Annotated in this window: 22 protein-coding genes and 1 pseudogene; 8 read left to right on the top strand and 15 right to left on the bottom strand. The window is 74.9% G+C overall.

Annotated features, from left to right (window positions below):
• Nucleotides 1-104: 104 nt before the first annotated feature.
• Nucleotides 105-1,409 (bottom strand): MFS transporter, encoded by a 1,305-nt coding sequence (locus AB0P35_RS03375; RefSeq protein ID WP_363505855.1) that lies wholly within the window; start codon nucleotides 1,407-1,409, stop codon nucleotides 105-107.
• A 141-nt stretch (nucleotides 1,410-1,550) separates the two neighbouring features.
• On the opposite strand from AB0P35_RS03375, the gene AB0P35_RS03370 reads away from it, so the two are divergent.
• A complete protein-coding gene (locus tag AB0P35_RS03370) occupies nucleotides 1,551-2,111 on the top strand; it encodes a MarR family transcriptional regulator (RefSeq protein ID WP_095875685.1) in 561 nt (186 codons plus the stop codon).
• Nucleotides 2,112-2,202: 91 nt separating this feature from the next.
• Here the strand turns inward: AB0P35_RS03370 and AB0P35_RS03365 are convergent, their stop codons facing one another.
• The 3 genes from AB0P35_RS03365 to AB0P35_RS03355 all read right to left on the bottom strand — a co-directional run bounded on the left by AB0P35_RS03365 (nucleotide 2,203) and on the right by AB0P35_RS03355 (nucleotide 5,449).
• Nucleotides 2,203-3,954 carry a glycosyl hydrolase family 18 protein gene (locus tag AB0P35_RS03365; protein WP_363506326.1) on the bottom strand — a complete coding sequence of 584 codons (1,752 nt, stop codon included), beginning with the start codon at nucleotides 3,952-3,954 and terminating at the stop codon, nucleotides 2,203-2,205.
• Nucleotides 3,955-4,299: 345 nt separating this feature from the next.
• Complete coding sequence (locus AB0P35_RS03360; RefSeq protein WP_363505851.1) at nucleotides 4,300-4,815, bottom strand: FxLYD domain-containing protein; 516 nt, start codon at nucleotides 4,813-4,815, stop codon at nucleotides 4,300-4,302.
• Nucleotides 4,816-4,885: 70 nt separating this feature from the next.
• Nucleotides 4,886-5,449, bottom strand: a complete 564-nt coding sequence (locus AB0P35_RS03355; RefSeq protein ID WP_363505848.1) for a DoxX family protein — start codon at nucleotides 5,447-5,449, stop codon at nucleotides 4,886-4,888.
• Nucleotides 5,450-5,553: 104 nt separating this feature from the next.
• Here AB0P35_RS03355 and AB0P35_RS03350 point away from each other — a divergent pair, with 104 nt between their 5' ends.
• Together AB0P35_RS03350 and AB0P35_RS03345 are read left to right on the top strand one after the other, a co-directional pair.
• The gene (locus AB0P35_RS03350) at nucleotides 5,554-5,865 is read left to right on the top strand and encodes a barstar family protein (protein WP_095875052.1); all 312 of its coding nucleotides are present in this window, start codon (nucleotides 5,554-5,556) and stop codon (nucleotides 5,863-5,865) included.
• 125 nt (nucleotides 5,866-5,990) lie between these two features.
• Nucleotides 5,991-6,662: a DUF4232 domain-containing protein gene (locus AB0P35_RS03345; protein WP_363505845.1), complete on the top strand. Its 672-nt coding sequence runs from the start codon at nucleotides 5,991-5,993 to the stop codon at nucleotides 6,660-6,662.
• 41 nt (nucleotides 6,663-6,703) lie between these two features.
• Here AB0P35_RS03345 and AB0P35_RS03340 read toward each other — a convergent pair whose 3' ends face one another.
• Together AB0P35_RS03340 and AB0P35_RS03335 are read right to left on the bottom strand one after the other, a co-directional pair.
• A complete protein-coding gene (locus AB0P35_RS03340; RefSeq protein ID WP_363505842.1) occupies nucleotides 6,704-7,966 on the bottom strand; it encodes an alanine racemase in 1,263 nt (420 codons plus the stop codon).
• A gap of 78 nt (nucleotides 7,967-8,044) precedes the next feature.
• On the bottom strand, nucleotides 8,045-8,479 hold the full coding sequence (locus tag AB0P35_RS03335; RefSeq protein ID WP_095875050.1) for an Lrp/AsnC family transcriptional regulator: 435 nt from the start codon (nucleotides 8,477-8,479) through the stop codon (nucleotides 8,045-8,047).
• A 179-nt stretch (nucleotides 8,480-8,658) separates the two neighbouring features.
• On the opposite strand from AB0P35_RS03335, the gene AB0P35_RS03330 reads away from it, so the two are divergent.
• Together AB0P35_RS03330 and kynU are read left to right on the top strand one after the other, a co-directional pair.
• Entirely contained in the window at nucleotides 8,659-9,489 is an 831-nt protein-coding gene (locus AB0P35_RS03330) for a tryptophan 2,3-dioxygenase family protein (protein WP_363505839.1), read from the top strand.
• A complete protein-coding gene (gene kynU / locus AB0P35_RS03325) occupies nucleotides 9,486-10,709 on the top strand; it encodes a kynureninase (RefSeq protein ID WP_363505836.1) in 1,224 nt (407 codons plus the stop codon). Before AB0P35_RS03330 ends, kynU begins: the two co-directional genes overlap by 4 nt.
• Here the strand turns inward: kynU and AB0P35_RS03320 are convergent.
• The 4 genes from AB0P35_RS03320 to AB0P35_RS03305 are packed head-to-tail and all read right to left on the bottom strand — an operon-like array spanning nucleotide 10,684 to nucleotide 16,915.
• Nucleotides 10,684-13,689, bottom strand: a complete 3,006-nt coding sequence (locus AB0P35_RS03320; protein WP_363505833.1) for a TIR-like protein FxsC — start codon at nucleotides 13,687-13,689, stop codon at nucleotides 10,684-10,686. The two genes, kynU and AB0P35_RS03320, sit on opposite strands and share 26 nt — an antisense overlap.
• Complete coding sequence (locus tag AB0P35_RS03315) at nucleotides 13,679-14,686, bottom strand: MoxR family ATPase (protein ID WP_363505830.1); 1,008 nt, start codon at nucleotides 14,684-14,686, stop codon at nucleotides 13,679-13,681. The genes AB0P35_RS03320 and AB0P35_RS03315 overlap by 11 nt, the downstream gene beginning before the upstream one ends.
• A 48-nt stretch (nucleotides 14,687-14,734) precedes the next feature.
• Nucleotides 14,735-16,549 (bottom strand): trypsin-like peptidase domain-containing protein, encoded by a 1,815-nt coding sequence (locus tag AB0P35_RS03310; RefSeq protein WP_095875045.1) that lies wholly within the window; start codon nucleotides 16,547-16,549, stop codon nucleotides 14,735-14,737.
• Nucleotides 16,550-16,561: 12 nt separating this feature from the next.
• Nucleotides 16,562-16,915 carry a CU044_2847 family protein gene (locus tag AB0P35_RS03305; RefSeq protein ID WP_095875044.1) on the bottom strand — a complete coding sequence of 118 codons (354 nt, stop codon included), beginning with the start codon at nucleotides 16,913-16,915 and terminating at the stop codon, nucleotides 16,562-16,564.
• Between the two features lie 235 nt (nucleotides 16,916-17,150).
• On the opposite strand from AB0P35_RS03305, the gene AB0P35_RS03300 reads away from it, so the two are divergent.
• On the top strand, nucleotides 17,151-17,891 hold the full coding sequence (locus AB0P35_RS03300; RefSeq protein WP_363505827.1) for a 4'-phosphopantetheinyl transferase superfamily protein: 741 nt from the start codon (nucleotides 17,151-17,153) through the stop codon (nucleotides 17,889-17,891).
• An 82-nt stretch (nucleotides 17,892-17,973) separates the two neighbouring features.
• Entirely contained in the window at nucleotides 17,974-18,477 is a 504-nt protein-coding gene (locus tag AB0P35_RS03295) for a DUF2269 family protein (protein WP_363505824.1), read from the top strand.
• On the opposite strand, the gene AB0P35_RS03290 is transcribed toward AB0P35_RS03295, so the two are convergent.
• Together AB0P35_RS03290 and AB0P35_RS03285 are read right to left on the bottom strand one after the other, a co-directional pair.
• Nucleotides 18,446-18,697, bottom strand: coding sequence for a DUF2277 domain-containing protein (locus AB0P35_RS03290; RefSeq protein ID WP_095875042.1), 252 nt, complete (start codon nucleotides 18,695-18,697; stop codon nucleotides 18,446-18,448). The two genes, AB0P35_RS03295 and AB0P35_RS03290, sit on opposite strands and share 32 nt — an antisense overlap.
• A gap of 81 nt (nucleotides 18,698-18,778) precedes the next feature.
• Entirely contained in the window at nucleotides 18,779-19,024 is a 246-nt protein-coding gene (locus tag AB0P35_RS03285; protein WP_363505821.1) for an Lrp/AsnC ligand binding domain-containing protein, read from the bottom strand.
• Nucleotides 19,025-19,026: 2 nt separating this feature from the next.
• On the opposite strand from AB0P35_RS03285, the pseudogene AB0P35_RS03280 reads away from it, so the two are divergent.
• Nucleotides 19,027-19,170: pseudogene (locus AB0P35_RS03280) on the top strand (3'(2'),5'-bisphosphate nucleotidase CysQ); the annotation flags it as partial.
• A 22-nt stretch (nucleotides 19,171-19,192) separates the two neighbouring features.
• Here the strand turns inward: AB0P35_RS03280 and AB0P35_RS03275 are convergent.
• The 3 genes from AB0P35_RS03275 to AB0P35_RS03265 all read right to left on the bottom strand — a co-directional run bounded on the left by AB0P35_RS03275 (nucleotide 19,193) and on the right by AB0P35_RS03265 (nucleotide 22,689).
• Complete coding sequence (locus tag AB0P35_RS03275) at nucleotides 19,193-20,056, bottom strand: DMT family transporter (protein WP_095875040.1); 864 nt, start codon at nucleotides 20,054-20,056, stop codon at nucleotides 19,193-19,195.
• Nucleotides 20,057-20,185: 129 nt separating this feature from the next.
• Nucleotides 20,186-21,067 carry an amidohydrolase family protein gene (locus AB0P35_RS03270; RefSeq protein WP_363505818.1) on the bottom strand — a complete coding sequence of 294 codons (882 nt, stop codon included), beginning with the start codon at nucleotides 21,065-21,067 and terminating at the stop codon, nucleotides 20,186-20,188.
• A complete protein-coding gene (locus AB0P35_RS03265) occupies nucleotides 21,064-22,689 on the bottom strand; it encodes an acyl-CoA dehydrogenase family protein (RefSeq protein WP_363505815.1) in 1,626 nt (541 codons plus the stop codon). The genes AB0P35_RS03270 and AB0P35_RS03265 overlap by 4 nt, the downstream gene beginning before the upstream one ends.
• Nucleotides 22,690-22,740 lie beyond the last annotated feature (51 nt).

The following is a 22,740-nucleotide window of genomic DNA, read 5'->3' as shown; positions in this document are numbered from 1 at the left end:
TCCTTCCCGGCCGGTGCGGGGCCGCCGCCGCCGGCGGCCCCGTTTTCGACAGTAGGCCGGACGGGTGAGCCCCGCATGCGGGCCGGGCCCGGCCTGACGCCGGTTCAGGCCGCGGTCTGCAGCTCCCGCACGATCGGCCGGACCTCGGCCGCCGCGCGGACGGCGTTGTCCTGCGCCGGCGTCAGGTGGCCGCGCAGCCGCACCGCCAGCAGGACGATCAGCACCGTGCAGGCGGCCATCGCCAGCAGGTAGAGCGGCCAGGTGCCGGCGCCGACCAGCAGCACGCCGACGGCCGGGCCGACCGCGATCGCGATCTGCTTCACCAGGGCGTGCGCGGCGTTGTAGGTGCCGAGCAGCCGGGCCGGGGCGAGGTCGGCCACGATCGGGCCGAGGGTCGGGGCGAGCAGCGACTCGCCGACGCCGAACAGCGCGTAGACGGCGACCACGGCGACGGTCGCGGCGAGCGCGTCCGAGCGGACCAGACCGGCCACCAGGGCTGCGGCCCAGGCGCCCAGCCAGACCACGCCGGCGGCGGCCATCGCGGTGGTGCGGCGGCGGCGCTCGGTGAGCCGGACGACGACCATCTGCAGCAGCACGATGGTCAGCGCGTTGGCGCCGATCGCGATGCCCAGCACGGACGGCGCGGTGCCGACCGTGTCGGTGGTGAACGCGGCGACACCGGACTCGAACTGCCCGTAGCAGGTGAAGAAGATCAGCCCGACGAGCAGGCAGAGCCGCAGCATGGCCTTGTCGGCGGTCACCGCGCGCAGGCCGGTGGCCGAGCCGCCCTCGGCGGCCGGGACGGGCTCGGCGGCCGGCATCCGGGCGGTGCCGGCGATCACGGCGAGGCCCAGCAGGGTGAGCGCCTCGATGGTGAACAGCCGGGTCAGGCTGGCCGGGTCGGCGGGGTCGACGATCTGGCCGCCGACCAGGGCGCCGATGCCCATGCCGAGGTTGACCAGGGTGAACTGGAGGGCGAAGGCCCGCGAGCGGCCGGCCCGGCCGGTGCTGCGGACGATCATCGTGGCGAGCGCCGGCTGGCAGGCGGTGATGCCCGCGCCGAAGAGGAACGAGGAGACCAGCAGGGTCGGCGCGGTGCCGGCCTGCCCGAAGGCGTACGCGCCGCCGGCGGCGAGGGCCGCACCGGCGAGCAGCACCGGGCGCGGGCCGTACCGGTCGATGCCGCGGCCGGTGAACGGCAGGACGGCCAGCGCGGCCAGCGCGAAGACGGTGAACACCATCCCGGCCGCGAGCGAGCCCAGCCCCCGCACCTGGTCCACGTACACGAACATGTACGGCATCGTGAAGCCGCTGCCGAACGCGCTCAGCGCGTTGCCGATCTGGACGCGGCGCAGCGGGCCGCCCGCCCCGTCCGTCCGCCGCACCCGCTGCTTCACCGTGCCGGTCACCGTGCACACCCCTTTGTCGTCGCGGAAGGTTGAAGCCTTCCTGCTTTAAGCCCGTAAGATTTCAGAGCTAAAATCTAAGTCTTCGAAGACTCAGGTGTCAAAGGCTTAACGGCTGCACGATGGCGTGGGAGAATGACGGCCATGAGCACACGCAAGCCGGACCAGCCGGCCGCCACCGAGCTCGGCATCGCCGAGCAGGTGGCCCTCTACCAGCGGGAATTCCCCACCGTGGACCCGCAGGTCGAGACGATCGTGTCCACCCTCTCCCGGCTGTCACGACGGATGAACGTGGCCTACAGCCGCCAGCTGGCTGTGCTGGGGATCACGTCCGCCGAGTGGGAGGTGCTCAAGGCGCTGGTCTTCGCGGGCAGCCCGTACCGGCTCGGCCCGGGCGACCTGGCCAAGCGGCTGGGCCTCACCCCGGCGGCGATGACGCACCGGATCGACCGGATGGTCGCCGACGGCCTGGTCACCCGCGAGCGTGACGAGGCCAACCGGGTCCGCGTGATCATCGAGCTCACCGAGCCCGGCCGCGACAAGTGGCTGGAGCTCATGCGGATGGCCGCCGTCTTCGAGGCGGACCTGCTGCAGGACATCGTCGGTGAGGACCGGACGGCCCTCTCCGCCACGCTCGGCCGGATGCTGCGCCGGATCGAGCAGAGCCAGCCGGACGCCCTGGGCCGCACCGAGGACCTCGACTGACCCGACCGGCGCGCGGCGACGAAGCACGAACGGGGACTGCCCCGGACGGAGGATCCGTCCGGGGCAGTCCCGTCCCTGCGGTGCGGGTCGGTCAGCAGGCGCCGTTGTCGGCCCAGACGCCCCACTGGCCGCTGAGCGTCGGGTCCTCGCCCTGGGTCCACCACTTGTTGGTGTAGTTGTGGCCCTTCCAGGAGACCTTGGCGCCGGCGGTCGCGTAGACCGTGGCGGCGTTCCAGCTCGGGGCGGTGCAGCTGCCGCCGGTCGGGCTGGCCGAGGTGGAGGGGGAGGTCGACGGCGAGGTCGACGGGGACGAGGAGGGCGAGGCCGAGGAGCTGGGCGACGAGCTCGGCGAGGCGGAGGCGGAGGCGGTCGGCGAGGTGGTCGGCGCCGGGCAGGAGGCGGCGGAGCCGTTGGTCGCGCTCACCATCGAGTCGAAGAGCGACGTCTGGGTGCCCAGGTCGTACAGCGAGAAGGCGAAGGAGCCGCCGAGGCCGTTGCAGTGCGCGTAGTCGAGCTTGGCCTGGATCGACTTGGTGTTCTCACCGGTCCAGAAGGTGGTGCCGTCGTAGAAGTACGCGGTCTTCGCGGCGTCGTCCCAGTAGGTGTTGGCCGCGTTGCCGACGAAGCTGCTGAGCTCCTTGTACATCTGGATGCCGGCGACGTTGCCCGACATGGCGGCGCCGGGGGCCGGGCCGGTCGCGCTCTGGAACAGGCCGTGGTTGGAGCCGGCCGGGACGCCCGTCCACCCGCGGTAGTAGAACGGCACACCCATGTTGATCTTCTTGGCCGGGAAGCCGCCGGGGATGCCGTACTGCGGGTCGCCGACCGTCCACGCCTTGATGGCGTTGTCGATCGAGTACTTGCCGGTACCGCCCGGGACGGGGGTCATCGGGTCGCTCGGGTTGGTGTAGATCGGCGCCTGGTGGTTGGTCGGGCCGGTCTTGTCCCACGCGCCGTGCATGTCGTAGGTCATGACGTCGAGGAAGGTCAGGTACTGGCCGAGCTTGTCGGTCTCGACGTTCTTGATCTTGTCCTGGCCGGCGCCGACCGCCGCGGAGAGCGCGTAGCTCTTGCCGTCGGTCGCGCCCTGGGCGTTGAGCTGGGAGCGCAGCTCGGCCATCAGCAGGGTGAAGTTCTGCTTGTCGTTGGGCGAGGCGTGGTTGCCGGTGTGGCCGCCGCCGCCCGGGTACTCCCAGTCGATGTCGAAGCCGTCGAAGACACCGGCCGCGGAGCCGGCGCCGCCGAAGCCGCCCTGCACGGGCAGGTTGCCCTTGATGAACATGTCGACGCAGGAGGAGGCGAACTTCTTGCGCGCGGCGTCGTTGGCGGCCACGTCGGAGAAGTACTTGGAGTAGGTCCAACCGCCGATCGACAGCAGCACCTTGAGGTTCGGGTTCTTCGCCTTCAGCTTCTTCAGCTGGTTGAAGTTGCCGACCAGCGGCTGGCTCCAGGTGTCGGCCACGCCGTCCACGCTGGTCGCCGCGTCGAAGGTCTTCTGGTAGTCGGCGTACGCGTCGCCCGCGCCGTCGCCCGCGTTCGGGTCGTCCTCGTTCTGCGAAGCGGCCTTGGTGGCCTGGAAACAGGTGAGGTTGGTCGGGTCGATGTTCGCGAAGTCGTAGATCAGGTAGTCCAGCTTGGAGGCCACGCCGGTGTCCTGAACGGTCTTCAGGTAGTACGCGTTGCCGTAGATCGACCACTGGTCGAAGTACGCGACCTTGATGCCGCCCGAAGTGGCGGGCGCGCCGGTCGAGTTGGTGGGGGCGGCCTGGGCGGAGGTGCCGGTCAGGGCGAGTGCGCCGCCGAGCAGCAGGGAGGCCGCGGTGCCCGCGGCGAGGAGGCCCATGCCGCGGCGGCGGCGGTGCCCGCTCGGCCGCGGCTGGGACGGAACGGAACGAAGCATGGCTGCGTGACTCCTGGTTGTGGGGGGGAGATCCCGCCGCGCTCCTGGGGGTGTCGCGGCGGGTGGGACCACCGCGGTCAGGAGCATGACAGGGGAATCGAGCGTTGGCCTGCACGCGAAGAAGAACCAGCTGCGGGGAGACGCGCCGAACCGGCGCCGGCGGCCCGAACCGCCGGCACCGGTCCAGGGGCTCCCTGCACCTGGCCACAAAAATGGACTAGACCAAACGTCCCGTCAAGAGCCCTCCACGGCACTTGAGGTGCCCTTAAGGTTCCGTTCGGGTGCGCCTCAGTAGCGCAGCGCCCGGGCCACCGTCGCCTTGACCTGACCGGTCAGCGCCCGGTTGCTCTGGGCCGTGGCCTGCGCCGTTCCGCCCGCGGGGACATCCGGCACGGTCACCGCCACGGTGTCCAGCCGGTTGCCGCTGGAGTCCTGGAAGTCGACCTGCACGACGTACTTCTGCGGGTCGCTCTGCGTATTGGAAACGGTGATGGGTACCTCCAGCTTGCCGTCCGAGGAGGTCACCGGGGTGCCGAGCTTGACGTCCGCGGTGGCGTCCAGCCCACCGGTGATGTCGGCGACCGCCGAGGAGGCCGCCGCCTCCGCCGACGCCACCGCGGACGCCGCCGAGGAGGCCAGGCCGCCCGCGGACGAGGCCAGCTCGGAGGCCTTCGACTCGATCGCGGCGGCCGCCGAGGAGGCGACCGAGGACGGCGAGGAGTCCGACGAGCACCCGGTCAGTGCGGCACCGCCCAGCACCACGGCGGCACCCAGCACGGCTGCGGAACGGATCTGGAGGTTCATGGATTCTGCTCCTGGGGGAACGACGGCGGACGGGGATCGCGCGGGCGGGGTGCCTTCGGCACCGGCCCGGTCAGGACAGGCCCGCGCCCTCCTGCATGGCGGCCTGCTCGATCTCCCGGATCTCCCGGCGCCGCACGGTGTCCTGGCGTCGGGTCACCACGGCCGCCGCGCCGACCGCGCTGGCGCCGAACGCCAGCAGCCCGATCCACGGGCGGTCCAGCGCATGGCCGAGCGCGTGGTCCAGCGAGTAGCGGCCCGCCCCGGAGATGCCCAGGGCCAGCCCGCAGGTGCCGAGCAGCGCCGGGTACTCGAAGCCGCCGCCCATCGCAAAGAACCCGGCGGGCGCGTGCACCGCGATGGCCCCGGCCATCGTGCCCGCCACCACCGAGCCGGCCACCGGCGTCGCGAGGCCCAGCACGAGCGCCGCGCCGCCGCCCGCCTCGCCCAGCCCGGAGGCGATCGCGTTCGGCCGGCCCGGCTCGTAGCCCATGTGCTCCATGGCCTGGGCGGTGCCCTCGATCCCTCCCCCGCCGAACCATCCGAAGAGTTTCTGGGCGCCGTGCGCGAACATCACCCCGCCCACGGCGGCGCGCAGGACGAACAGGCCGAGGTCCTTGCGGTGCAGACTGGTCATGATGGGGCCCCTGGGTCGATGGCGGCACGTCCTCTCCATCCCAGCCCACGGGCCGAGGCCGCTCGACCCGGGACCGCCATCCGGGCGAACCACCGAGGAGCGCCATGTCCGCGCCGGCCACACCCGTGTTCCACCTCGACGGGACGGAGATCACCGACGAACGCGCCCTGTTCGGCGCGCTGGGTGCGGCCCTCCGCCCGCCGGACGGCTACTACGGCAGCAACCTGGACGCGCTCGCGGACTGCCTGCGCGGCGGCTACGGCCCCGAACCGCCGTTCGTGCTGGTCTGGCACGCCTCCGCGCTCGCCGCCTGCCGCCTGGACCGCCGGATCCTGCTCGCCGGCCGCGAGTGCAGCTACTTCGAGGCCGTGCTGGACGTCCTGAAGCAGGGCGGCGTCACCGTGCGGCTGCGCTGACCGGCCGCCGCACCGCCCGCCCGGGGCCGCCGTTACGCAGCCGGGACACGCCGCACAGAACCGGGCTGCCGGTGCCGGACGTGATCACGCCCGACACCCGTGAACGGCAACCCCCAGGAGCACCCGTGAAGCACCGCCCGACCACCCCGGCCCGGGCCGCGGCGGCGGCCGCCGCCGTCCTCGCACTCGCCCTCGGCGCCACCGCCTGCGACGACGGCACCACTGCGGCCGGTGCCGGCACCGCGGCCCCCACCGCCGCCGCCGCCTCCGCCTCCACCGGCACCGCGGGTGCGGCGACCACCGGGACGTCCGGCCCCGGCTCGGCGGCGGGCAGCGGCGGCACCACCGCCCGGGCCGGCGCGGACCGCTGCCACACCGCCGACCTCAAGGCCGACGTGCAGATCCAAGACGCCGGCCGGGCCATGGTGATGCTCACCAACAAGGGCAGCCGGCACTGCACCGTCAAGGGCTACCTCGGCTACGGCGGGCTGCTGGCCGACAACTCCCGGACGGACACCGCCACCCACCGGGTCGCCAAGCCCGGCCCGCCGGTCGCCGTCACCCTCAAGCCCGGCACCACCGCCTTCTCCGGGCTCTCCTGGAGCAGCTGCGACAAGGCCGACGCCTCCTGCGCCGTGCTGGCCGGCCTGGTCGTCACCCCGCCGGACGAGACCACCCAGCTGACCGCCACCGTGCTCGGCACCGACGGCAAGCCGGTCGTCCAGTTCCCCGTCGCCAAGGCCGGCTTCACCGTCGGCACCCTCCAGCCCTCCAACCAGGGCGTCCTGCTCGGCTGACGCCGCCGGGACGGACGGGCCGCCGGCGGGCGCGGCACGGGTCAGAAGAACGTCCGGACCAGGTCGACGACGCGGGGGTGGTCGGCGTCCGCGTCGTCGAGGACGGGGATCAGGGTCCACCGGTCGAAGGCCGTGCACGGGTGGGAGACACCGAGGCGGACGACGTCGCCCACCACGACCTCGGCGTCCCGCAGGTAGGTGTGCTGGTCGTTGAGGGCGCTCACGGTGGCGCCGGCCAGCGGCTTGCCGCCGCGGACCCGCTGCGGGACGGGCAGGCCGAGGTCGACCGGCAGGTCGCGCTTGCCGGCGTCCAGCAGGGCCAGCCCCGGCTCCGGGGCGGACACCACCCGGGCCCAGCCGTGCAGGGCCGCCCGCAGCGGCTCCCCCGCGCCGCGGCCGAACGGCGAGATGCCGCGGTAGAAGCCGTCGTCGTGGGCGAGGTAGGCGCCGGCCCGGACGACGACGCTGGTGCGGGCGTCCGCCAGCGGGGCGAGCTCCTCGGCGACGGTGTCGAAGAAGGCGCTGCCGCCGGCCGTCACCCAGACCTCGTCGACCTCGTCGAAGAGGCCCTCGCCGGCGAGCTGCCGGTACAGCTCGGCCGCCGTGCGCAGGTAGCCGGTCACGGCGGCCACCGAGGCCGGTGAGGCGTCCGGGCCGAGCGGGCCCTCGTAGCCGCTGACGCCGGCCAGCCGCAGGCCCTGCGCGGCGTGCACCGCGCGGGCCACCTCGACCGCCTCCGGCAGGGTGCGGCAGCCCGTCCGGCCGCCGGGGGCGCCGAGCTCCACGCAGACGTCGACCGGGGCGGGGGCGCCGCGCAGCGCCTCGGACATCAGGGCGACCGCGCGGGTGGAGTCGACCCAGCTCGCGAAGCGGAACTCCGGGTCGGCGGCGAGCTCGGCGGAGAGCCAGCGCAGGCCGGCCGGGTCGAGCAGGGTGTTGGCCAGGTGGATGCGGCGCAGGCCGAACGCCCGGCCGACCCGCAGCTGCGGCAGGTTGGCCAGGGTGATGGCGCGGGCGCCGGCGTCCAGGTGGCGCTGCCACAGGGCGGGAGCCATCGAGGTCTTGCCGTGCGGGGCGAGGCCGACACCGGCCTGCTCGCACCAGGCGGCCATGGTGCGCAGGTTGTGGTCGACGGCGGACGCGTCCAGGGTGAGCAGCGGGGTGCCGAGGCCGTCCAGGGCGGGGCCGGTGGCCAGGTACTCGGCGACGGTCAGCCCCCAGGCTTCGGCGGGGATCGCCTTGAAGCGGAAGTCCAGCCGCTCCCCGGCCAGTTCGGCCACCTTCGCCCGGTCGATCAGCTCCATCGCGGCCCCGCCGTCCTCTCGCCCGCGCCCGCAGGTTCCCGGGCGTCCGCAGAGCAGCCTATGCGCCGACGGGGGCGGTCAGGGCGCGACCACCGGGCGCCACGGCACCGGGCTGGAGAGGATCATCGAGCTGGCGGGCTGGCCGTAGGCGGCGAGCCGGTCGATGAGCTGCTCGAAGGCGACCATGCCGGGCACCCCGACCAGCAGGGTGCAGCAGGCGCCGCCGGTGACCCGGTGCAACTGGAAGACCTCGGGCCAGCGGGCCACCTCGGGGTCGCGGAGCACGCAGTGCGGGCCGTAGCACTGCATGGTGACCAGGGCCGTCACATTGAGGCCGGCCCGGGCGGGGTCGACGTGGGCGTGGTAGCCGGTGATCACCCCGTCGGCCTCCAGGCGGCGGACCCGTTCGGCGACCGCCGGGGCGGAGAGTTTCACCCGTCGGGAGAGCTCGTTGTAGGAGAGCCGGGCGTCGGCCTGGAGTTCGGCGAGCAGCAGCCGGTCGACGGCGTCCAAGGCGACTCCCGGGGTCGGGTTTGCGTTCGAAAAGCGATACGGCCGAAAGACCTTTCGGTCGTGAAGCCAGGGCACGCTTTCGCTGCCCGCCGCCCATTCAAGACGGAACGGGTGCCGCCGCACAATGGTGGACCCCACGATGGGAGTGGGACAGATCAGAACGAACCAGGAGGAGTGCCATGGGCGGGGACACCGTCGAGCGGCCGAATCTCGCCTTCGCGCCCGAGGGGGAGCCCGGCAACGGCACCCCGTACGCGCGCTACGTCATGCTGGACGTGCTGCACAGCCTCCAGCAGCCGCGCAGCAAGGTGCCGGCCGAGTACACCTTCATCGTCGCCACCCAGGTGATGGAGCTGCTCTTCGACCTGCTGCACCGCGAGTGGGTCGGCGCCCAGCACGCCCTGCGCGAGAACGACCTCACCGAGGCGCTCGCCGCGCTGCGCCGCGGCACGCACGTGCAGGACGTGCTGGTGAGCTCCTGGGACCTGCTGGCCACCATGACGCCCGCCGAGTTCAACTCCTTCCGCGAGGTGCTCGGCGAGGCCTCCGGCTTCCAGTCCGCGGCCTTCCTGCGGCTGGAGTTCCTGCTCGGCAACAAGGCCGCCTCGCTGCTGCGGATGTACGAGGACTCCCCCGCCGTGCACGCCGACCTCACCGAGGCGCTGAACGGCCCCAGCCTGTACGACGACGCCCTGGCCCTGCTGGCCCGCCGCGGCGTGGACGTGCCGCACGAGCCGACCGCCGGCCGGCACCGGCCGAGCACCGAGGTCGAGCAGGCCTGGCGGCAGGTCTACACCGCCCCGGAGCTGGCGGAGCTCGCCCGCCTCGGCGAGGCGCTGCTGGACACCGCCGAGCGGGTCACCCGCTGGCGCCAGCGCCACCTCTCCTCGGTCAAGCGGACGATGGGCGCCAAGCCCGGCACCGGCGGCTCCAGCGGCATGACCTGGCTGAAGCAGTCCGCCGACCAGGACATCTTCCCCGAGCTGTGGACCGTGAGGAACGAGCTGTGACCACCCGCGAGGAGTGCGCGGCGCTCGACGCCGCCGATCCGCTGGCCGCGCTCCGCGGCGAGTTCGCCCTGCCCGAGGGCGTGCTGTACCTGGACGGCAACTCGCTCGGCGCGCTGCCGAAGGGCACCGCCGCCCGGGTCGCCGGCATGGTCGAGCAGGAGTGGGGCCGCGGCCTGATCCGCAGCTGGAACGAGGCCGGCTGGTTCGAGCTGCCGCACCGGCTCGGCGCACGGCTGTCGCCGATGCTCGGCGCGGCCCCGGGCCAGGTGGTGGTCTGCGACTCCACCTCCGTCAACCTGTTCAAGGTGCTCGGCGCGGCGCTGCGGCTGCGCCCCGGCCGGCACACGCTGCTCGCCGAGCACGCCGCCTTCCCGACCGACCTGTACATCACCGAGGGCGTCACCGGCCTGTTCGACGGCGCCCGCACCGTGCTGCTGCCGCAGGCCGCCGACCTCGCCGCGCACCTCGACGGGGACACCGCCGTGGTCGTCCTCTCGCACGTCGACTACCGCACCGGCGAACTGCTCGACATGGCCGCGATCACCGAGCAGGTGCACGCCGCCGGCGCCCTGATGGTCTGGGACCTGTGCCACACCGCGGGCGCGCTGCCGATCGAACTCGACGCCTGCGGCGTGGACTTCGCCGTCGGCTGCGGCTACAAGTACCTCAACGGCGGCCCCGGCGCCCCCGCCTTCCTGTACGCGGCGCAGCGCCACCACGCCTCCGCCGCACAGCCGTTGAGCGGCTGGTTCGGCCACGCCCGGCCGTTCGCCTTCGAGCCCGGGTACGCGCCGACCGAGGGCATCGGCCGCTTCCTGACCGGCACCCCGCCGCTGCTCGGCCTGGCCGGGCTGGACGCCGCCCTGGACGTCTGGGAGAAGGCCGACCTGGCGCAGGTGCGGGCCACCTCGCTGGCGCTCACCGACCTGTTCCTGGAGCTGGTGGAGCCGCTCGGGCTGGAGTACGTCACCCCGCGCGAGCACGCCCGGCGCGGCAGCCACGTCTCGCTGCGGCACCCGGACGGGTACGCGGTGATGCAGGCGCTGATCGCCCGCGGGGTGATCGGCGACTTCCGCGCACCGGATCTGATGCGCTTCGGCTTCACCCCGCTCTACCTCTCCCGCACCGACGTCTTCGACGCGGTGCGGCACCTCGCCGAGGTGCTGGAGGGCGGCGAGTGGCGCGAGGAGCGGTTCAGCCGCCGGGGCGCGGTGACCTGAGGAAGGCGTTCTCCAGGCCGTCCCAGGTCAGCGGGCGGCCCGGGGGGATCCGCGTCTCGTGCGCGACCTGCACGATCCGGGTCGCCAGCCGGTGCACCGCGAGCTCGTACAGCTCGCGGCGGCCGGCGACCCGGGCCAGCGAGTACAGCCCCTCGCTCTGGTACTCCGGGCCCAGGCTGCGGTGGTTGAACCGCAGTTGGCGGGCGGCTGCGGGCTGCTCGGCGGAGGCGACCGGCACCCAGATCACCGGGACGATGCCGCTCGCCTGCACCGCCGAACGCTCCGCCGCCCGGGCGGCCCGGCGGGCGAAGCCGTACCACTCCTTGCCGCAGCGCTCGCTGACGAAGTAGCGCGGCGAGTACAGCGGGACGAAGACCCGGCAGGTGGCGAGCGCCTCGGTGATCTGCCAGCGGGACCAGCTGTCCAGCTCCGGGCTGCGGTCGAGGAAACCGGGCGGCACCGAGGCGGGCAGGTCGGTCAGCTGCAGCACCTCCTCGCAGAGGTCCTGGTACAGCCGGTCCACCGCGCGGTCGCCGGGTCCGCCGGGGTGGCTGAGGAAGAAGTAGGGTCTGGGCGCCTCCGGGCCGGCCGGCTCCTTGCGGTGCGTACCCGAGTGCGACGGGGTGCGCGACTCGACCGGCCCGCCGTGGAGTTGGGCGTTGCGGGCGAGCACCAGCGGGCGGCCGTCCCGGGGCGGCCAGATCCGGGTCACCGGCGGCGCGGGCGGAGTGGACTGCAGGGCGATCTCCAGCAGGTGGTGGACGGTCAGCTGCGGCGCGCCGTCCGGGTCGCCGGTGCGGATCGCGGCGGCCAGCCGGCCGGCCACCGAACGGTCCACCGGGTGGCGGAGGTTGACCACCTGGAAGCTGCCCGGGTCGACCGCCACCGCGCCGCCCGCGGCCGGCTCCGGCGGCACGCTGCGCGAGCCGTCCAGGATCAGCAGCCGACGGGCCGCCCGGCCGCCGGCCACCGTCTCCACCACCGCCTGCCAGTCCAGGCCCGGCCGGTGCACCCCGCCCCAGCGTCCGGCGCCGACCGCCACGCCCAGCTCGTCGCCCGGCCCGAGCGGCCCGCCGACGTGCACCACCAGGGTGTCCTCGGCCTCCTGAACGGCCCGCTGCAGCGCCCGCTGGAAGCCGTCCGGGTCGTCCTCGCCGAGCCAGATGTGCCGCCGGTCCAGGCCCACCAGGGCCGGGTCGACCAACGCCTCGGCGAGCGCGGCGAGATCGCGCAGCGCGGTGTACTCCTGCTCCTCCAGCACCTCGCCGGGCGCGCCGCGCGAGGTGGTCAGCAGCAGCACCGCCCGGGAGCGCTCCGGGTCGGGCAGCGCGGCCGGCTCCGGCGCGGGCGGGGCGGGCGGCACGTCCTCGTCCCCGGCCTGCCCCGCCGGCTCCGGCGGGTGCGCCCCGGCGACCGGCCCGGCCAGGGTGAACACCGGGGCGCCGGTGACCCCGAGCAGCCGGGCGGCCTCCGGGCTGACCAGTGCGAACGGCCGGGTGTCCAGCAGCGTCAGGGTGCCACCGCCGGCGGTCTCCACCCAGGCGGGGAAGGTGCCGGCCGCGGACCGGCCCGGGTCGCCGATCCGCCCGCCGACCCGGATCAGCAGCTCCAGCGCGTGGTGCGCGGTGGACCGCGGCAGGGTGTGCAGCAGCAGCTCACGCACCCCCGGGCGGAAGGCGAAGTAGCCCGGCCGGCCCGTCTGTTCGCGCAGCAGGCCGCTCACCACCACCTCGGCGAGGTGCTGCGGCTGCGGCCGGGCCAGCCCGACCTGCTGGAGCAGCCGCATCACCGGCAGCGCGGGCGTGGTGAGCGCGGTCATCCCGGCCAGGGTGAACGCCTCCCGGGAGGCGGTGGCCCGGAACCGCACCACGAGCTCCTCCGGGGTCAGCTCCTCCGGGTCCGGTCCGGCCTCGACCGGGCGGCCGGCTGCGGACGGTGCGGCGCCGAGCATCAGCGCCGCGCCGACCACCTGCCCGCCGGTCGGACTGCCCACCAGCTGCGCCCAGTTGGCCAGCCAGTCGGGGCCGGGCTCCAGTACCGGGACGGCCGGCGCACCGCGCCCGGGCGGGGCGTCGGTGAACGGGGCGAAGCCGTACGCGGCGTCGGGGGCGCCCGCCTCGGTGGCGGTGAACACCCCGGGCACGGCGGGCACCGCGGCGAGCGGCCAGAGCCGTTCGGGCAGCGGCTGGACGACGGCCACCGGCAGCCGGCGGGCCAGGCCGTGCAGGGTGCGGTGCCAGCGGTCGCCGGCCGGTCCGGTGCGCCACTGCGGGCCCATGCAGTCGCTGATCACCAGCACCGCGGAGCGGCCCTCGGCGATCCGGCGGTGGGCCAGCCGTCCGTCCGGGAGGAGCCGGCCCGAGGTGACCTGGCGGAAGGCGCCGGTCTGCTGGAAGAGCGTGCGCAACTCCCGCGCGAGCGGCCGCCAGAGGGTCATCGTCGGGCCCAGGTCGAGCACCAGGTGCAGGTCGAGCCAGCGTTCGGTACTGGGCCGGAGCACCGGCAGCCACTGCACCGGTCCGGGTTCGCGCAGCGCCTCGGCGAGCCGGTCGGCGGTGGCCTGCTCGTCCAGCAGCCGGCGGCGCTCGTCCGGGACGAGGCGCTTGAGCGGGCGCAGCGCGCGCTGCAGCGGCAGCGGGCGGGCCAGCATCGGGGCGTCGGGGGTGGGTGCGGGAACGGCGGGGGCGGGGCGGCCGCCGCGGTCGGGGGCGGGCAGGTGCAGCGCGGTGCGCGGGCCGGTGCCGTCGGGGCCGGGGGCGTGCTCGGTGCGGTGGCGGGGGCGGTGTCCGCCGCGGTCGGCGGCGGTGGGGCGGTCGGTGCGGGGTGCGGGCTGCCCCGGGGTGTCCGGGCCGGGGCCGCCCTCGGTGCCGCGGGCCGCCAGCCAGAGCAGTTCGGCCAGTTCGACGGGGGCCCGTGCGGCGAGTCCGAGTTCGGCGAGCAGGTCGGTCAGGCGGTCGAGCGCCGCCGGGTCAGAAGACATCGTCGTCCTGGCCGCGGCTGAGGTAGGGCATCACCTGGGCGGCGAGCGCGGCCCGGTCGGCGGCGTCGCCGAGTTCGGGGCGGGAGGTGAGGTAGATGGCGTTCAGCAACTGGTCGGTGGCGAGTTCGCCCTCCTCCCGGCGGGCGAGGAAGACCTCCAGGATCTCGACGACCAACTGCCGGTCGGACTCCGGGAGGTGGGAGTGGACGATGGACTCCAGCTCGGCGCCCTCGGGGCGGCGCAGCTCCAGGACCACGCAGCGGCGCAGGAAGGCGGCGGGGAACTCGCGTTCGGCGTTGGAGGTGAGGACGGTGAACGGGAAGGCCCGGCAGCGGACCCGGCCGCCGTACACGGGCGCCCGGCTGGTGCCGTCGGCGGTGAGGACGTTCGCCTCGGGCTGCTGGGGTGCCGCGCGGACGAGTTCGTCGATCTCGTACTGGCCCTCCTCCAGGATGTGCAGCAGGTCGTTGGGCAGGTCGAGGTCGCCCTTGTCGATCTCGTCGATGAGCAGGACCCGGGGCCGGCGGTAGGGCAGCAGGGCGGTGCCGAGCGGGCCGAGCCGCAGGTGTTCGTCGAGCGAGGCGTCGGGGGTCTGCGGGCCGGAGCGGTTGGCCGCGTAGAGCCGGGAGAGCGGGTCGTACTGGTAGAGGCCGTCGCGCAGGGTGGTGCGGCTGGTGATGTTCCAGCGCAGCACCGGGCCGAGGCCGAGTTCGCGGGCGACGGCGTACGGCAGGCTGGACTTGCCGCCGCCGGGCGGGCCGGTGACCAGCAGCGGCCTTCGCAGGTAGAGCGCGGCGTTGACGAGTTCGACGGTCTCCGGGGTCGGCCGGAAGGTCGCGGCGCGGTGCCGGGCCGGGTCGGGTACCGGGTCGGCGGGGCCGTCGGGCTGCGGCAGCAGCGGCCCCCCGTCGAAGTCGCGCCAGGGCGGCGGGGCGGGCAGCTCGGCGATGCCGTCGTGCGGCTCGGTGACGCCCTGGTAGATGCGCTTCAGCGGCATTGCTCTCCTGCTCCTGCTCACTCGTCGGGGCCTTCGGCGGTCTGGGTCTCACTCGGGGCCCGCGGCGTGGGGCGGCGGCGCGGTCGGGACGACGCGGTACGGGCGGTGCGGGCCGGGCAGCACCGCCGGGTCCTCCCAGAGCAGCACCAGGCCCGCCGCCCAGTGCTGGGAAGGGTCTGCCGCCTCCTCCACCTCGTGCCGCAACTCCCTGACCCGGCGCGGCAGGTCGGCAGGTGCGACGTCGGCCAGTTCCTCCGCCAGTCTGGCAAGGAATCGCTCGTTGCGGCAGGTCCGGGTGTGCGTGTGGTCGGCGGTGCAGGGCTGCCCGGGCCACAGCACGGCGGGGACGCCGGCCCGCAGGGCGGCGGCCAGCAGCGGTTCGTACGGGGCTCCCCTGGGCGGGCCGGGCAGGGCGGGCAGCTCGACCCGCTCGGGCGGCCGCAGCCGGTGGTAGAGCCTTTTGCCGTCCGGGAGTTCGGTGCAGCGCAGCTGGTGCAGGCGGGTGCCGGCGGCGGTCCGCAGCGGCGCCCATTTGAGTTCCAGCTGGCGGCGGGCGGCCGGGTCGGCGCGGCGCTGGGCGTCGACCACGACGACGGCGTGGTCGGCGCCGAGCGGGCCGTAATCGGTGCGCCGGCGGGCCCAGGTGTGCACCGGCTCGGTGAGCCACTTGCGGGGCAGCGAGAAGATGACCAGTTCCGCGCCGTCCGGTTCCAGGCGGCCGAGTTCGTGGTCGATGCGGTCGCGGACGGCGTGCTTGAGGCGCAGCCGCGGCACGGTGCGGGTGTCGGCGGCGCCGATCCGGCCGTCGCGGACGGCGGCGACGGCGACGTGGAACATGGCGGGCCCGGCGCCGCTCGGGGTGATCTCGACCAGGATGGGCCGCCAGCGTTCGCGCCGGGGGCCGGCGGCGGGGGCGGTGTCGCGGTGCCGGTCGAGCCAGTCGTGCAGGCCGTCGCGGACGGCGCGGTCGGTGTGCGCCTCGGCGACGTGGTGGGCGAAGTGGAGGACCGGGTGCGGGCCGTGCTGCGGCCGGGGGACCTCGGCGAGCAGGTACCAGCCGGCGTCCCAGAGGGTGGTGGGGCGGCTAGGCGGGTCGGGGCAGCCGAGCGGTCCGACGGCGGCGCGGTAGAGCTCCAGCGGGTCGGCGGGCGGCGGTCCGGCGCCGAGCAGCAGCCGCAGGCCGCGTACCGCGTGGGCGGGCAGGGCGGCGCCGGTCAGCCGGTCGGCGAGCTGCGGGACGTACCGGGCGGCGGCCTCGGCGGGGAGCATCTGGCCGAGCCGGGCGGCGGGGCGGCTGCGGTCGTCGGGGCCGCGCGGCACGCCGAGGGTGTCGAGGGCGGCGGTGACCAGGCCGGCCACCTCGCCGGTGGCGGCGATGACCACCGGGCCGCCGCTGAAGCCCGGGGAGAGCGGCATGCCGGTGCCCTCGTGCTCCAGTTGCACCAGCTCGCCGGCGATCCGGAAGCCGCCGCGGGTGAGCCGGATCTCGCTGCTGAGCCCGGTGTCGTGGCCGGCGGGGAAGCCGTAGGCGACGAGGGCGGGGGCGGGCGGACCGGCCCAGCGGTGCAGCGGGGCGAACGGGGCGGGGGCGGCGGTCTGCGCGGGGACGGGTTCGCCGAGTTCGAGGACGGCCACGTCCCCGGCGCCGCCCGGGAGTTCGGGCCAGGGGCCGCGCAGTGCGACGGTGGCGGTGATCGGTGGCAGGTCGGGGTGGGCGACCAGCCGGACCTCGGCCTCGTGGACGCCGTGCACCACATGGGCGCAGGTGAGCACCTCGCGGTCGGATATGAGGATGCCGGCACCGGTGAGCGGCCCGGCGGGCCCGGCGGTGTCGATCCGGGCGAGCCAGCGGACGTCCTGCATCGGCACGTCCGGTCAGTGCCCGGGCCGTTCTCCGGTGCTGCCGGGTGACCAGGAGAGCTTGACGGTGAGGTGCGCGTCGGCGGCCGTCCTGGCGATCAGCGCGCCGGCCTCGGCGGAGAGCTTGACGCCGAACTCGATCTCCACCGTGTCCGGCCTCAGGCTGCCGTCGCGGAGCACGGCGAGGGCGGCCTCGGCGGCGGCGCGGACCCCGCCCAGTGCGTGCTCGAAGGTCTCGGAGGCGCGGACGACCGCGTCGCCGCCACCCCTCCCGACCGGCTGCATGCCGTACGCCGCCGGGGTCTGGGAGGTGCTCTCCACCCGGACCACCGCGCCGTCGGCCGTCAGGAACTCCACGTAGTGCGACATGGGCACTCCCCACCGTGTCAAGCCGTACTGTCAGCCGAATTCCTTGGCGATGGTCGCACAGCGCAGGCCGTGGCGCAGCGGTTCCGACGGGGTTGACATCAGTAATCTTCAAGGAACATGACAATATGTCAGTTTGATCCGCCTGTGCCGCACCGGCCGGATCCCGCCGGGTGCGGGAGCGGCCCCGATAGGCTGGCCGGACCGGACGGGGAAGCGGGCCGAGGAGGGTGAGCGGGTGAACGGCGCAGCCGGCGCGGCGTTGGTGGCGGTCGCGGGGAGTGCCGAGGTGCTGGCGCTGCCCGGCCTCGGCGAGGAGCTGCTGACACCGGTCGAGCGGGAGCGGGCGGCCCGGTTCCACCGCGAGCGGAACCGGCTGGACTTCGTCGCCGCGCACCTGCTGGTCCGGCTCTGCGCGGCCCGGCTGCTCGGCGTCCCGGTCGCCGAGGCGGTGCTGGAGCAGCACTGCCCCGACTGCGGCCGGTCCGGGCACGGCGTGCCCGCGCTGGCCGGGCGGCCCGGTGTCGGGCTGAGCCTCTCGCACACCGAGGGCGTGGTCGCGGCGGCCGCCGGGCCGGTGCCGGTCGGGGTGGACGTGGAACTGCCGGGCGACGGCCGGGACGGCACCGCCGATCTGCACCGGCGGGTGCTGGGCGCCGCCGAGTCCGACCTGGTGGCGGCCCACCCGGATCCGGCCGGGGCCTTTCTGCGGCAGTGGGTGCGCAAGGAGGCGATGATCAAGATCGGCCGGGCGAGCCTGGACACCCTGGCCTCCGTCGACCTCTCCGCGCTGCCGCTGGACGCGGCCGTCGGCGCCCCCGTCGCGCACCGGCACGGGGGCCTGCACCTGCTGGACTGGACGGAGCCGGCGAGCGGGGCCCTGGTCGCGGCGGCCAGCACCGGGCCGGTGCGGCTGCTGCCGGCGGGCGAACTGGCCGGGGCGGCGACGACGGGGACCGGCACGCGGGCGCCCGCGTAAGGGGTGTTAGCGTCGGCGACGGCCGCGCCGGACCTCCCGCGCGGGCCCGACCAGCCCTTTTTGCGCGAAGGACGACTCCCCCATGGCCAAGTTCCTGCTGAGCCTGCACGTGCTGGCCTCGGTGCTGTTCATCGGCCCGGTCGCGGTCGCCGTCAGCATGTACCCGCGGCGCGCGGCAGCGGCACTGGCCTCCGGGGCGGAGCAGCCGACCGCGGCCGCATCGGTCCGCCTGCTGCACCGGATCACCCAGATCTACGCGCTGCTGGGGATCGCCGTCCCGCTGCTCGGCGTGGGGGTGGCCCAGGTGATGGGCATCCTCGGCCAGCCGTGGCTGATCGTCTCGATCGTGCTGACCGCGCTCTCGGCCGGCTCGCTGCTGCTCTTCGTGCTGCCCGCCCAGCAGTCCGTGATCGACACCCTGGACGCGGAGGCGGGCACCCCGGCCCCGCACTCCCGCGGCGACGACCGGGAGCGGGCGGAGCGCGGCCTGAAGCTGCTGCCGATGACCGCGGGCGTCTTCAACCTGCTGTGGGCGGTGGTCGTGGTGCTGATGGTCATCCGACCGGGGTCGACGACGGGGGCCTGACCTCCACCCGTCCGGCACCCCGGATCTCCAGGCCTTCGAGCAGCTCCAGGGTCGCGGCGGCCACCGCCGCGACCGCCTGCTCGAAGGCCTCCCTGTTGTGGGCGGCCGGCGCCCGGAAGCCCGACACCTTGCGGACGTACTGCAGGGCCGCGGCGTGGACGTCGTCGGTGGTGACCTCCGGCATCTCCGGCGGCCTGAGCGTCTTGATCGATCGGCACATACCCCCAGTCTGCCCCGCCGCCGCCACCGGCGGGCCCGCACCACCGGATCGGTCCGCGACGGCGTACGCCCGCGCGCCGGGTCAGCGGGCCGGGGCGGCGGGGAGACGCACTCCGGCGCGTTTGACGGCGCGGGCGACGATGGCGGTCTCGGCGCGGGTGATGCCGAGCGGGCCGAGGACGTCGGTGGTGAAGCGGTCGAGGCCGGAGTGGTCCTCGCAGAAGTCGGTGGCCATCAGGTCGGCCCGGCCGCTGGTGGCGAGGACGCCGTGGATCTGCGGGTGCCCGGCCAGTGCCTCGCCGACCTCGGCCAGGCGGCCGGGCGGCACGACCGGGCGCGCTGGTCGCCGGCGAGGCCGGCGCGGTCGTCACCGACGCGGCGGGCCGGCCCTGGACGGCGGCCGCGGACAGCTTCCTCGCCGCCGCTCGCGGGGTGCACGCCGGGGCGCTGGCGGTCCTGGCGGACGTCCGCTGAGCACCGGCCCCGGCGGGCGGCATCAGCCCTTCGGGCTCATCAGGGTGCGGGTGAGCGGGGTGCTGGCGAGCACGAGCACCCCCGCCACGATCAGGGCGACGCCGAGGGCCTCGGGGATCAGCCACAGGCCTGCGCGCAGCGTCTCCTCGTACAGCAGGACGCCCAGCAGCAGGCTGACCCCCGCGTCTCCGAGGGTCAGCGCCGGCTGCGAGGCCACCAGCGGGCCGGACTGCAGGGCGTTCTCCAGCAGGTACAGCGCCCCCACGCCGGCGATCGCGAAGCCGTAGGTCTGCCAGGCGGTGAGGAAGGCCTCCAGACCGTGCTTGTCGAGCAGGTGGGTGGAGGACTTGATGAGCGCGGCGGTCAGCGCGTTGCCGACGGCCGCCGCGCCCGCCAGGCAGGCGGCGCGGACCCCGCCGGGCGGGCGGCGCAGCGCCACCAGGCAGAGCACGGCGATCGCGGCGCCGCAGCCGGCCAGCGCGGGGATCCAGCGGGACATCGGGACGTGCATGGTGCCGGGGGTGGGTGCGGCGGCGCCCAGGGCGAGGCCGAGGCCGGCCACCATGCAGCCGACGGCCGCCCAGGCCCGGCGGGAGAGGTTCCGGCGGGACATCGCCGAGGCGATGACCAGCGCGAACGGCAGCTCCAGCACGAAGACCGGTTGGACGACGGAGAGCGCGCCGCGGGCCAGCGCCACCGCCTGGAAGAGCGCGGCGGCGGTCACCGCGGCGATGCCCGCCAGCCAGACCGGCCGCCGGGCCAGGTCGCGCAGCAGCCCGAACCGGAAGCCGTCGGAGCGCGGCACGGTCTGGGCGGCGCGGTGCTGCAGCACGGTGGCCAGGGCGTTGCTGATCGCGCCGCACAGGGCGAACAGGACGGGGAGCAAGGCGTGCGGTTCCCTTCGCCGGGTCCGCCCAGTCTCACCCGCCCGCGTCCCGCCCCCCGGCGCACCGCGCCGCCGGCCGGCCCCGCTCCACCCCGAACAGCCGTGCCGCGTCCCCTCAGGACGCCGGTCTCACGGCGCCGCGATCCCGAACAGCCGGGCCGCGTTCCCCCAGCAGACCGCGCGCAGCCACTCCTCCCCCAGGCCCAGCCGTTCCAGCGCCTCCAGCGCGTGCGTGTACCGGTCCGGGATGTTGGGGTAGTCGGTGCCGTGCAGGATGCGGTCTCCGAGGTCGGCGAGCCGGGGCCGCAGCCCGGGCGGGAAGGGCGCCAGGCGCTCGGTGAAGTCGGTGAACACCATGGTGGTGTCGAGGTGGACGTTCGGGTGGCGGGCGGCCAGGTCGAGGAAGTCGGCGTACTCGGGCAGGCCCAGGTGCGCCACGACCAGGTGCAGCCGCGGGTGCCGGGCGAGGACGGCGCCGATCGGCCCGGGACCGGTGTGCTTGCCGGGGGCGGGCCCGGAGCCGCAGTGCGTGACGACCGGGGTGCCGCTCTCGGCGAGCAGACCCCAGACGGCGTCCAGCTGCGGGTCGGCGGGGTCGTACCCGCCCACCTGCACATGGGACTTGAAGACCCGGGCGCCGCGGTCGAGCGCCGCCGCCACGTACGCGGCGGCGCCCGGTTCGGGGTAGAAGGTGGCGGTGTGCAGGCAGTCGGGGGTGCGGGCGGCGAAGTCCGCGGCCCAGGAGTTGAGCCAGGCGGCCATCGCCGGTTTGTGCGGGTAGAGCATGGCGGTGAACGCCCGGACGCCGAACTCCCGCAGGGTGTCGACGCGTTGCTGTTCGGCGTGCCGGTAGGCGATCGGCCAGGGCCGGCCGGTGAGCGGCCCGACCGCGTCGAAGTACGCCCACACCTTGTCGAGCACCTGCTCGGGCATGAAGTGCGTGTGTACGTCGATCAGACCGGGCAGCTCCAACCGCTGCCAGAAGGACCTGACTTCGGCGGACTCGCTCACCGCCGAACGGCCCTGTCCAGGATCGCCGCGGTGTCGGTGCCGGCCGGCAGGGTGCCGAAGGCGGCGCCGTGGTCGCCGCCGAGGCGGGAGGCGCAGAAGGCGTCGGCGACCGCCGGGTCGCCGTACCGGACGAGCAGCGAGCCCTGGAGGGCGAGGGCCATCGACTCGACCAGCCGACGGGTGCGGAACTCGAGGTCGGTGAGGTCGCCGAGCTGCTTGCGCAGGGCGGCGGTCGCGGCGTCCAGACGGCGGTCGGCGCCGGCCGCGGCGTCGACCTCGGCGAGGAAGGCCTCGACGGACGCGGGGCGGCGGGCCATGGCGCGCAGCGCGTCCAGGGCGGCGACGTTGCCGGAGCCCTCCCAGATCGAGACCAGTGGGGCCTCCCGGTAGAGCCGGGGCATGCCGGACTCCTCGACGTAGCCGTTGCCGCCCAGGCACTCCAGGGCCTCCGCGGCGTGCCCCGGACCGCGCTTGCACACCCAGTACTTGGAGACGGCGAGGCCCAGGCGCCGCAGCATGGCCTCCTGCTCGTCCCCGGCGAGGGCCGCGTCGGTGGCGGCCGCGAGGCGCATCGCGACGGTGGTGGCGGCCTCGGACTCCACGACGAGGTCGGCGAGGACGTTGCGCATCAGCGGCTGGTCGACCAGCGCGGCGCCGAACGCCCGCCGGTGGGTTGCGTGGTGGAGCGCCCGGACGGTGCCGTAGCGCATGCCGGAGGCGGCGCCGATCGTGCAGTCGAGGCGGGTCATGTTGACCATCTCGATGATGGTGGGGACGCCGCGGCCCTCCTCGCCGACCAGCCAGCCGGTGGCGCCCTCGTACTCGATCTCGGCGGAGGCGTTGGACTTGTTGCCGAGCTTGTCCTTGAGCCGCTGGAGGCGGATCGGGTTGCGGCTGCCGTCCGGCAGCACCCGGGGCAGCACGAAGCAGCTGAGGCCGCCCGGCGCCTGGGCCAGGGTGAGGAAGACGTCCGACATGGGCGCGGAGGTGAACCACTTGTGGCCGGTCAGGCGGTAGCTGCCGTCGGTGTGCGGGACGGCGGTGGTGGTGTTCGCCCGGACGTCCGAGCCGCCCTGCTTCTCGGTCATCGACATGCCGGCGATCAGGCCGCGCTTGGTCTGCGGTTCGCGCAGGCCGAAGTCGTACTCCCGGGCGGCGAGCAGGGGTTCGTAGCGCTCGGCGAGGGCGGGGGTGGCACGCAGCGCGGGCACCGCGGCGTAGGTCATGGAGATCGGGCAGGTGTGGCCGGCCTCGACCTGGCCCCAGACGTAGAACTTGGCGGCGCGGGCGGTGTGCGCGCCGGTCCGGTCGTCGGCCCAGGGGGCGGCGTGCAGGCCGTACCGGACGGCGGTGTCCATCAGCCGGTGCCAGTACGGGTGGAACTCGACCTCGTCCACGCGGTGGCCGTAGCGGTCGTGGGTGCGCAGCACGGGCGGGTTCTCGTTGGCGATCCGGCCCCAGGTGTCGGCCTCCTCGGAGCCGGCGAGGCGGCCGAGTTCGTGGAGCTCGTCCTCGGCCCAGCCGGCGCCGGCCCGGTGCAGGGCGGCGAGCAGGGCCGGGTCGGCGGCGACGTCGTGGCCGTACGGGTCGGGGACCTGGTTGGTGACCTCGTGCGTCGGCATTGCCGTCCTCCTGGGCGGTGGTCTGCGGGATGGTGGTCTGAGGGGTGGTGG

The organism is Kitasatospora sp. NPDC085879 (assembly GCF_040686255.1).
Lineage (GTDB): Bacteria > Actinomycetota > Actinomycetes > Streptomycetales > Streptomycetaceae > Kitasatospora.
The sequence above is the reverse complement of the archived record's forward strand: the minus strand, read 5'-3'. Positions and strand labels throughout refer to the sequence as shown.

Coding starts and splice junctions, on each gene's coding strand:
- AB0P35_RS03290 (WP_095875042.1), bottom strand. CDS start 18,697: ATGTGCCGATCGATCAAGACGCTCAGGCCGCCGGAGATGCCGGAGGTC.
- AB0P35_RS03265 (WP_363505815.1), bottom strand. CDS start 22,689: ATGCCGACGCACGAGGTCACCAACCAGGTCCCCGACCCGTACGGCCAC.
- AB0P35_RS03360 (WP_363505851.1), bottom strand. CDS start 4,815: ATGAACCTCCAGATCCGTTCCGCAGCCGTGCTGGGTGCCGCCGTGGTG.
- AB0P35_RS03315 (WP_363505830.1), bottom strand. CDS start 14,686: ATGCCGCTGAAGCGCATCTACCAGGGCGTCACCGAGCCGCACGACGGC.
- AB0P35_RS03350 (WP_095875052.1), top strand. CDS start 5,554: ATGTCCGCGCCGGCCACACCCGTGTTCCACCTCGACGGGACGGAGATC.
- AB0P35_RS03370 (WP_095875685.1), top strand. CDS start 1,551: ATGAGCACACGCAAGCCGGACCAGCCGGCCGCCACCGAGCTCGGCATC.
- AB0P35_RS03355 (WP_363505848.1), bottom strand. CDS start 5,449: ATGACCAGTCTGCACCGCAAGGACCTCGGCCTGTTCGTCCTGCGCGCC.
- AB0P35_RS03365 (WP_363506326.1), bottom strand. CDS start 3,954: ATGGGCCTCCTCGCCGCGGGCACCGCGGCCTCCCTGCTGCTCGGCGGC.
- AB0P35_RS03320 (WP_363505833.1), bottom strand. CDS start 13,689: ATGTCTTCTGACCCGGCGGCGCTCGACCGCCTGACCGACCTGCTCGCC.
- AB0P35_RS03310 (WP_095875045.1), bottom strand. CDS start 16,549: ATGCAGGACGTCCGCTGGCTCGCCCGGATCGACACCGCCGGGCCCGCC.
- AB0P35_RS03305 (WP_095875044.1), bottom strand. CDS start 16,915: ATGTCGCACTACGTGGAGTTCCTGACGGCCGACGGCGCGGTGGTCCGG.
- AB0P35_RS03340 (WP_363505842.1), bottom strand. CDS start 7,966: ATGGAGCTGATCGACCGGGCGAAGGTGGCCGAACTGGCCGGGGAGCGG.
- AB0P35_RS03330 (WP_363505839.1), top strand. CDS start 8,659: ATGGGCGGGGACACCGTCGAGCGGCCGAATCTCGCCTTCGCGCCCGAG.
- AB0P35_RS03295 (WP_363505824.1), top strand. CDS start 17,974: ATGGCCAAGTTCCTGCTGAGCCTGCACGTGCTGGCCTCGGTGCTGTTC.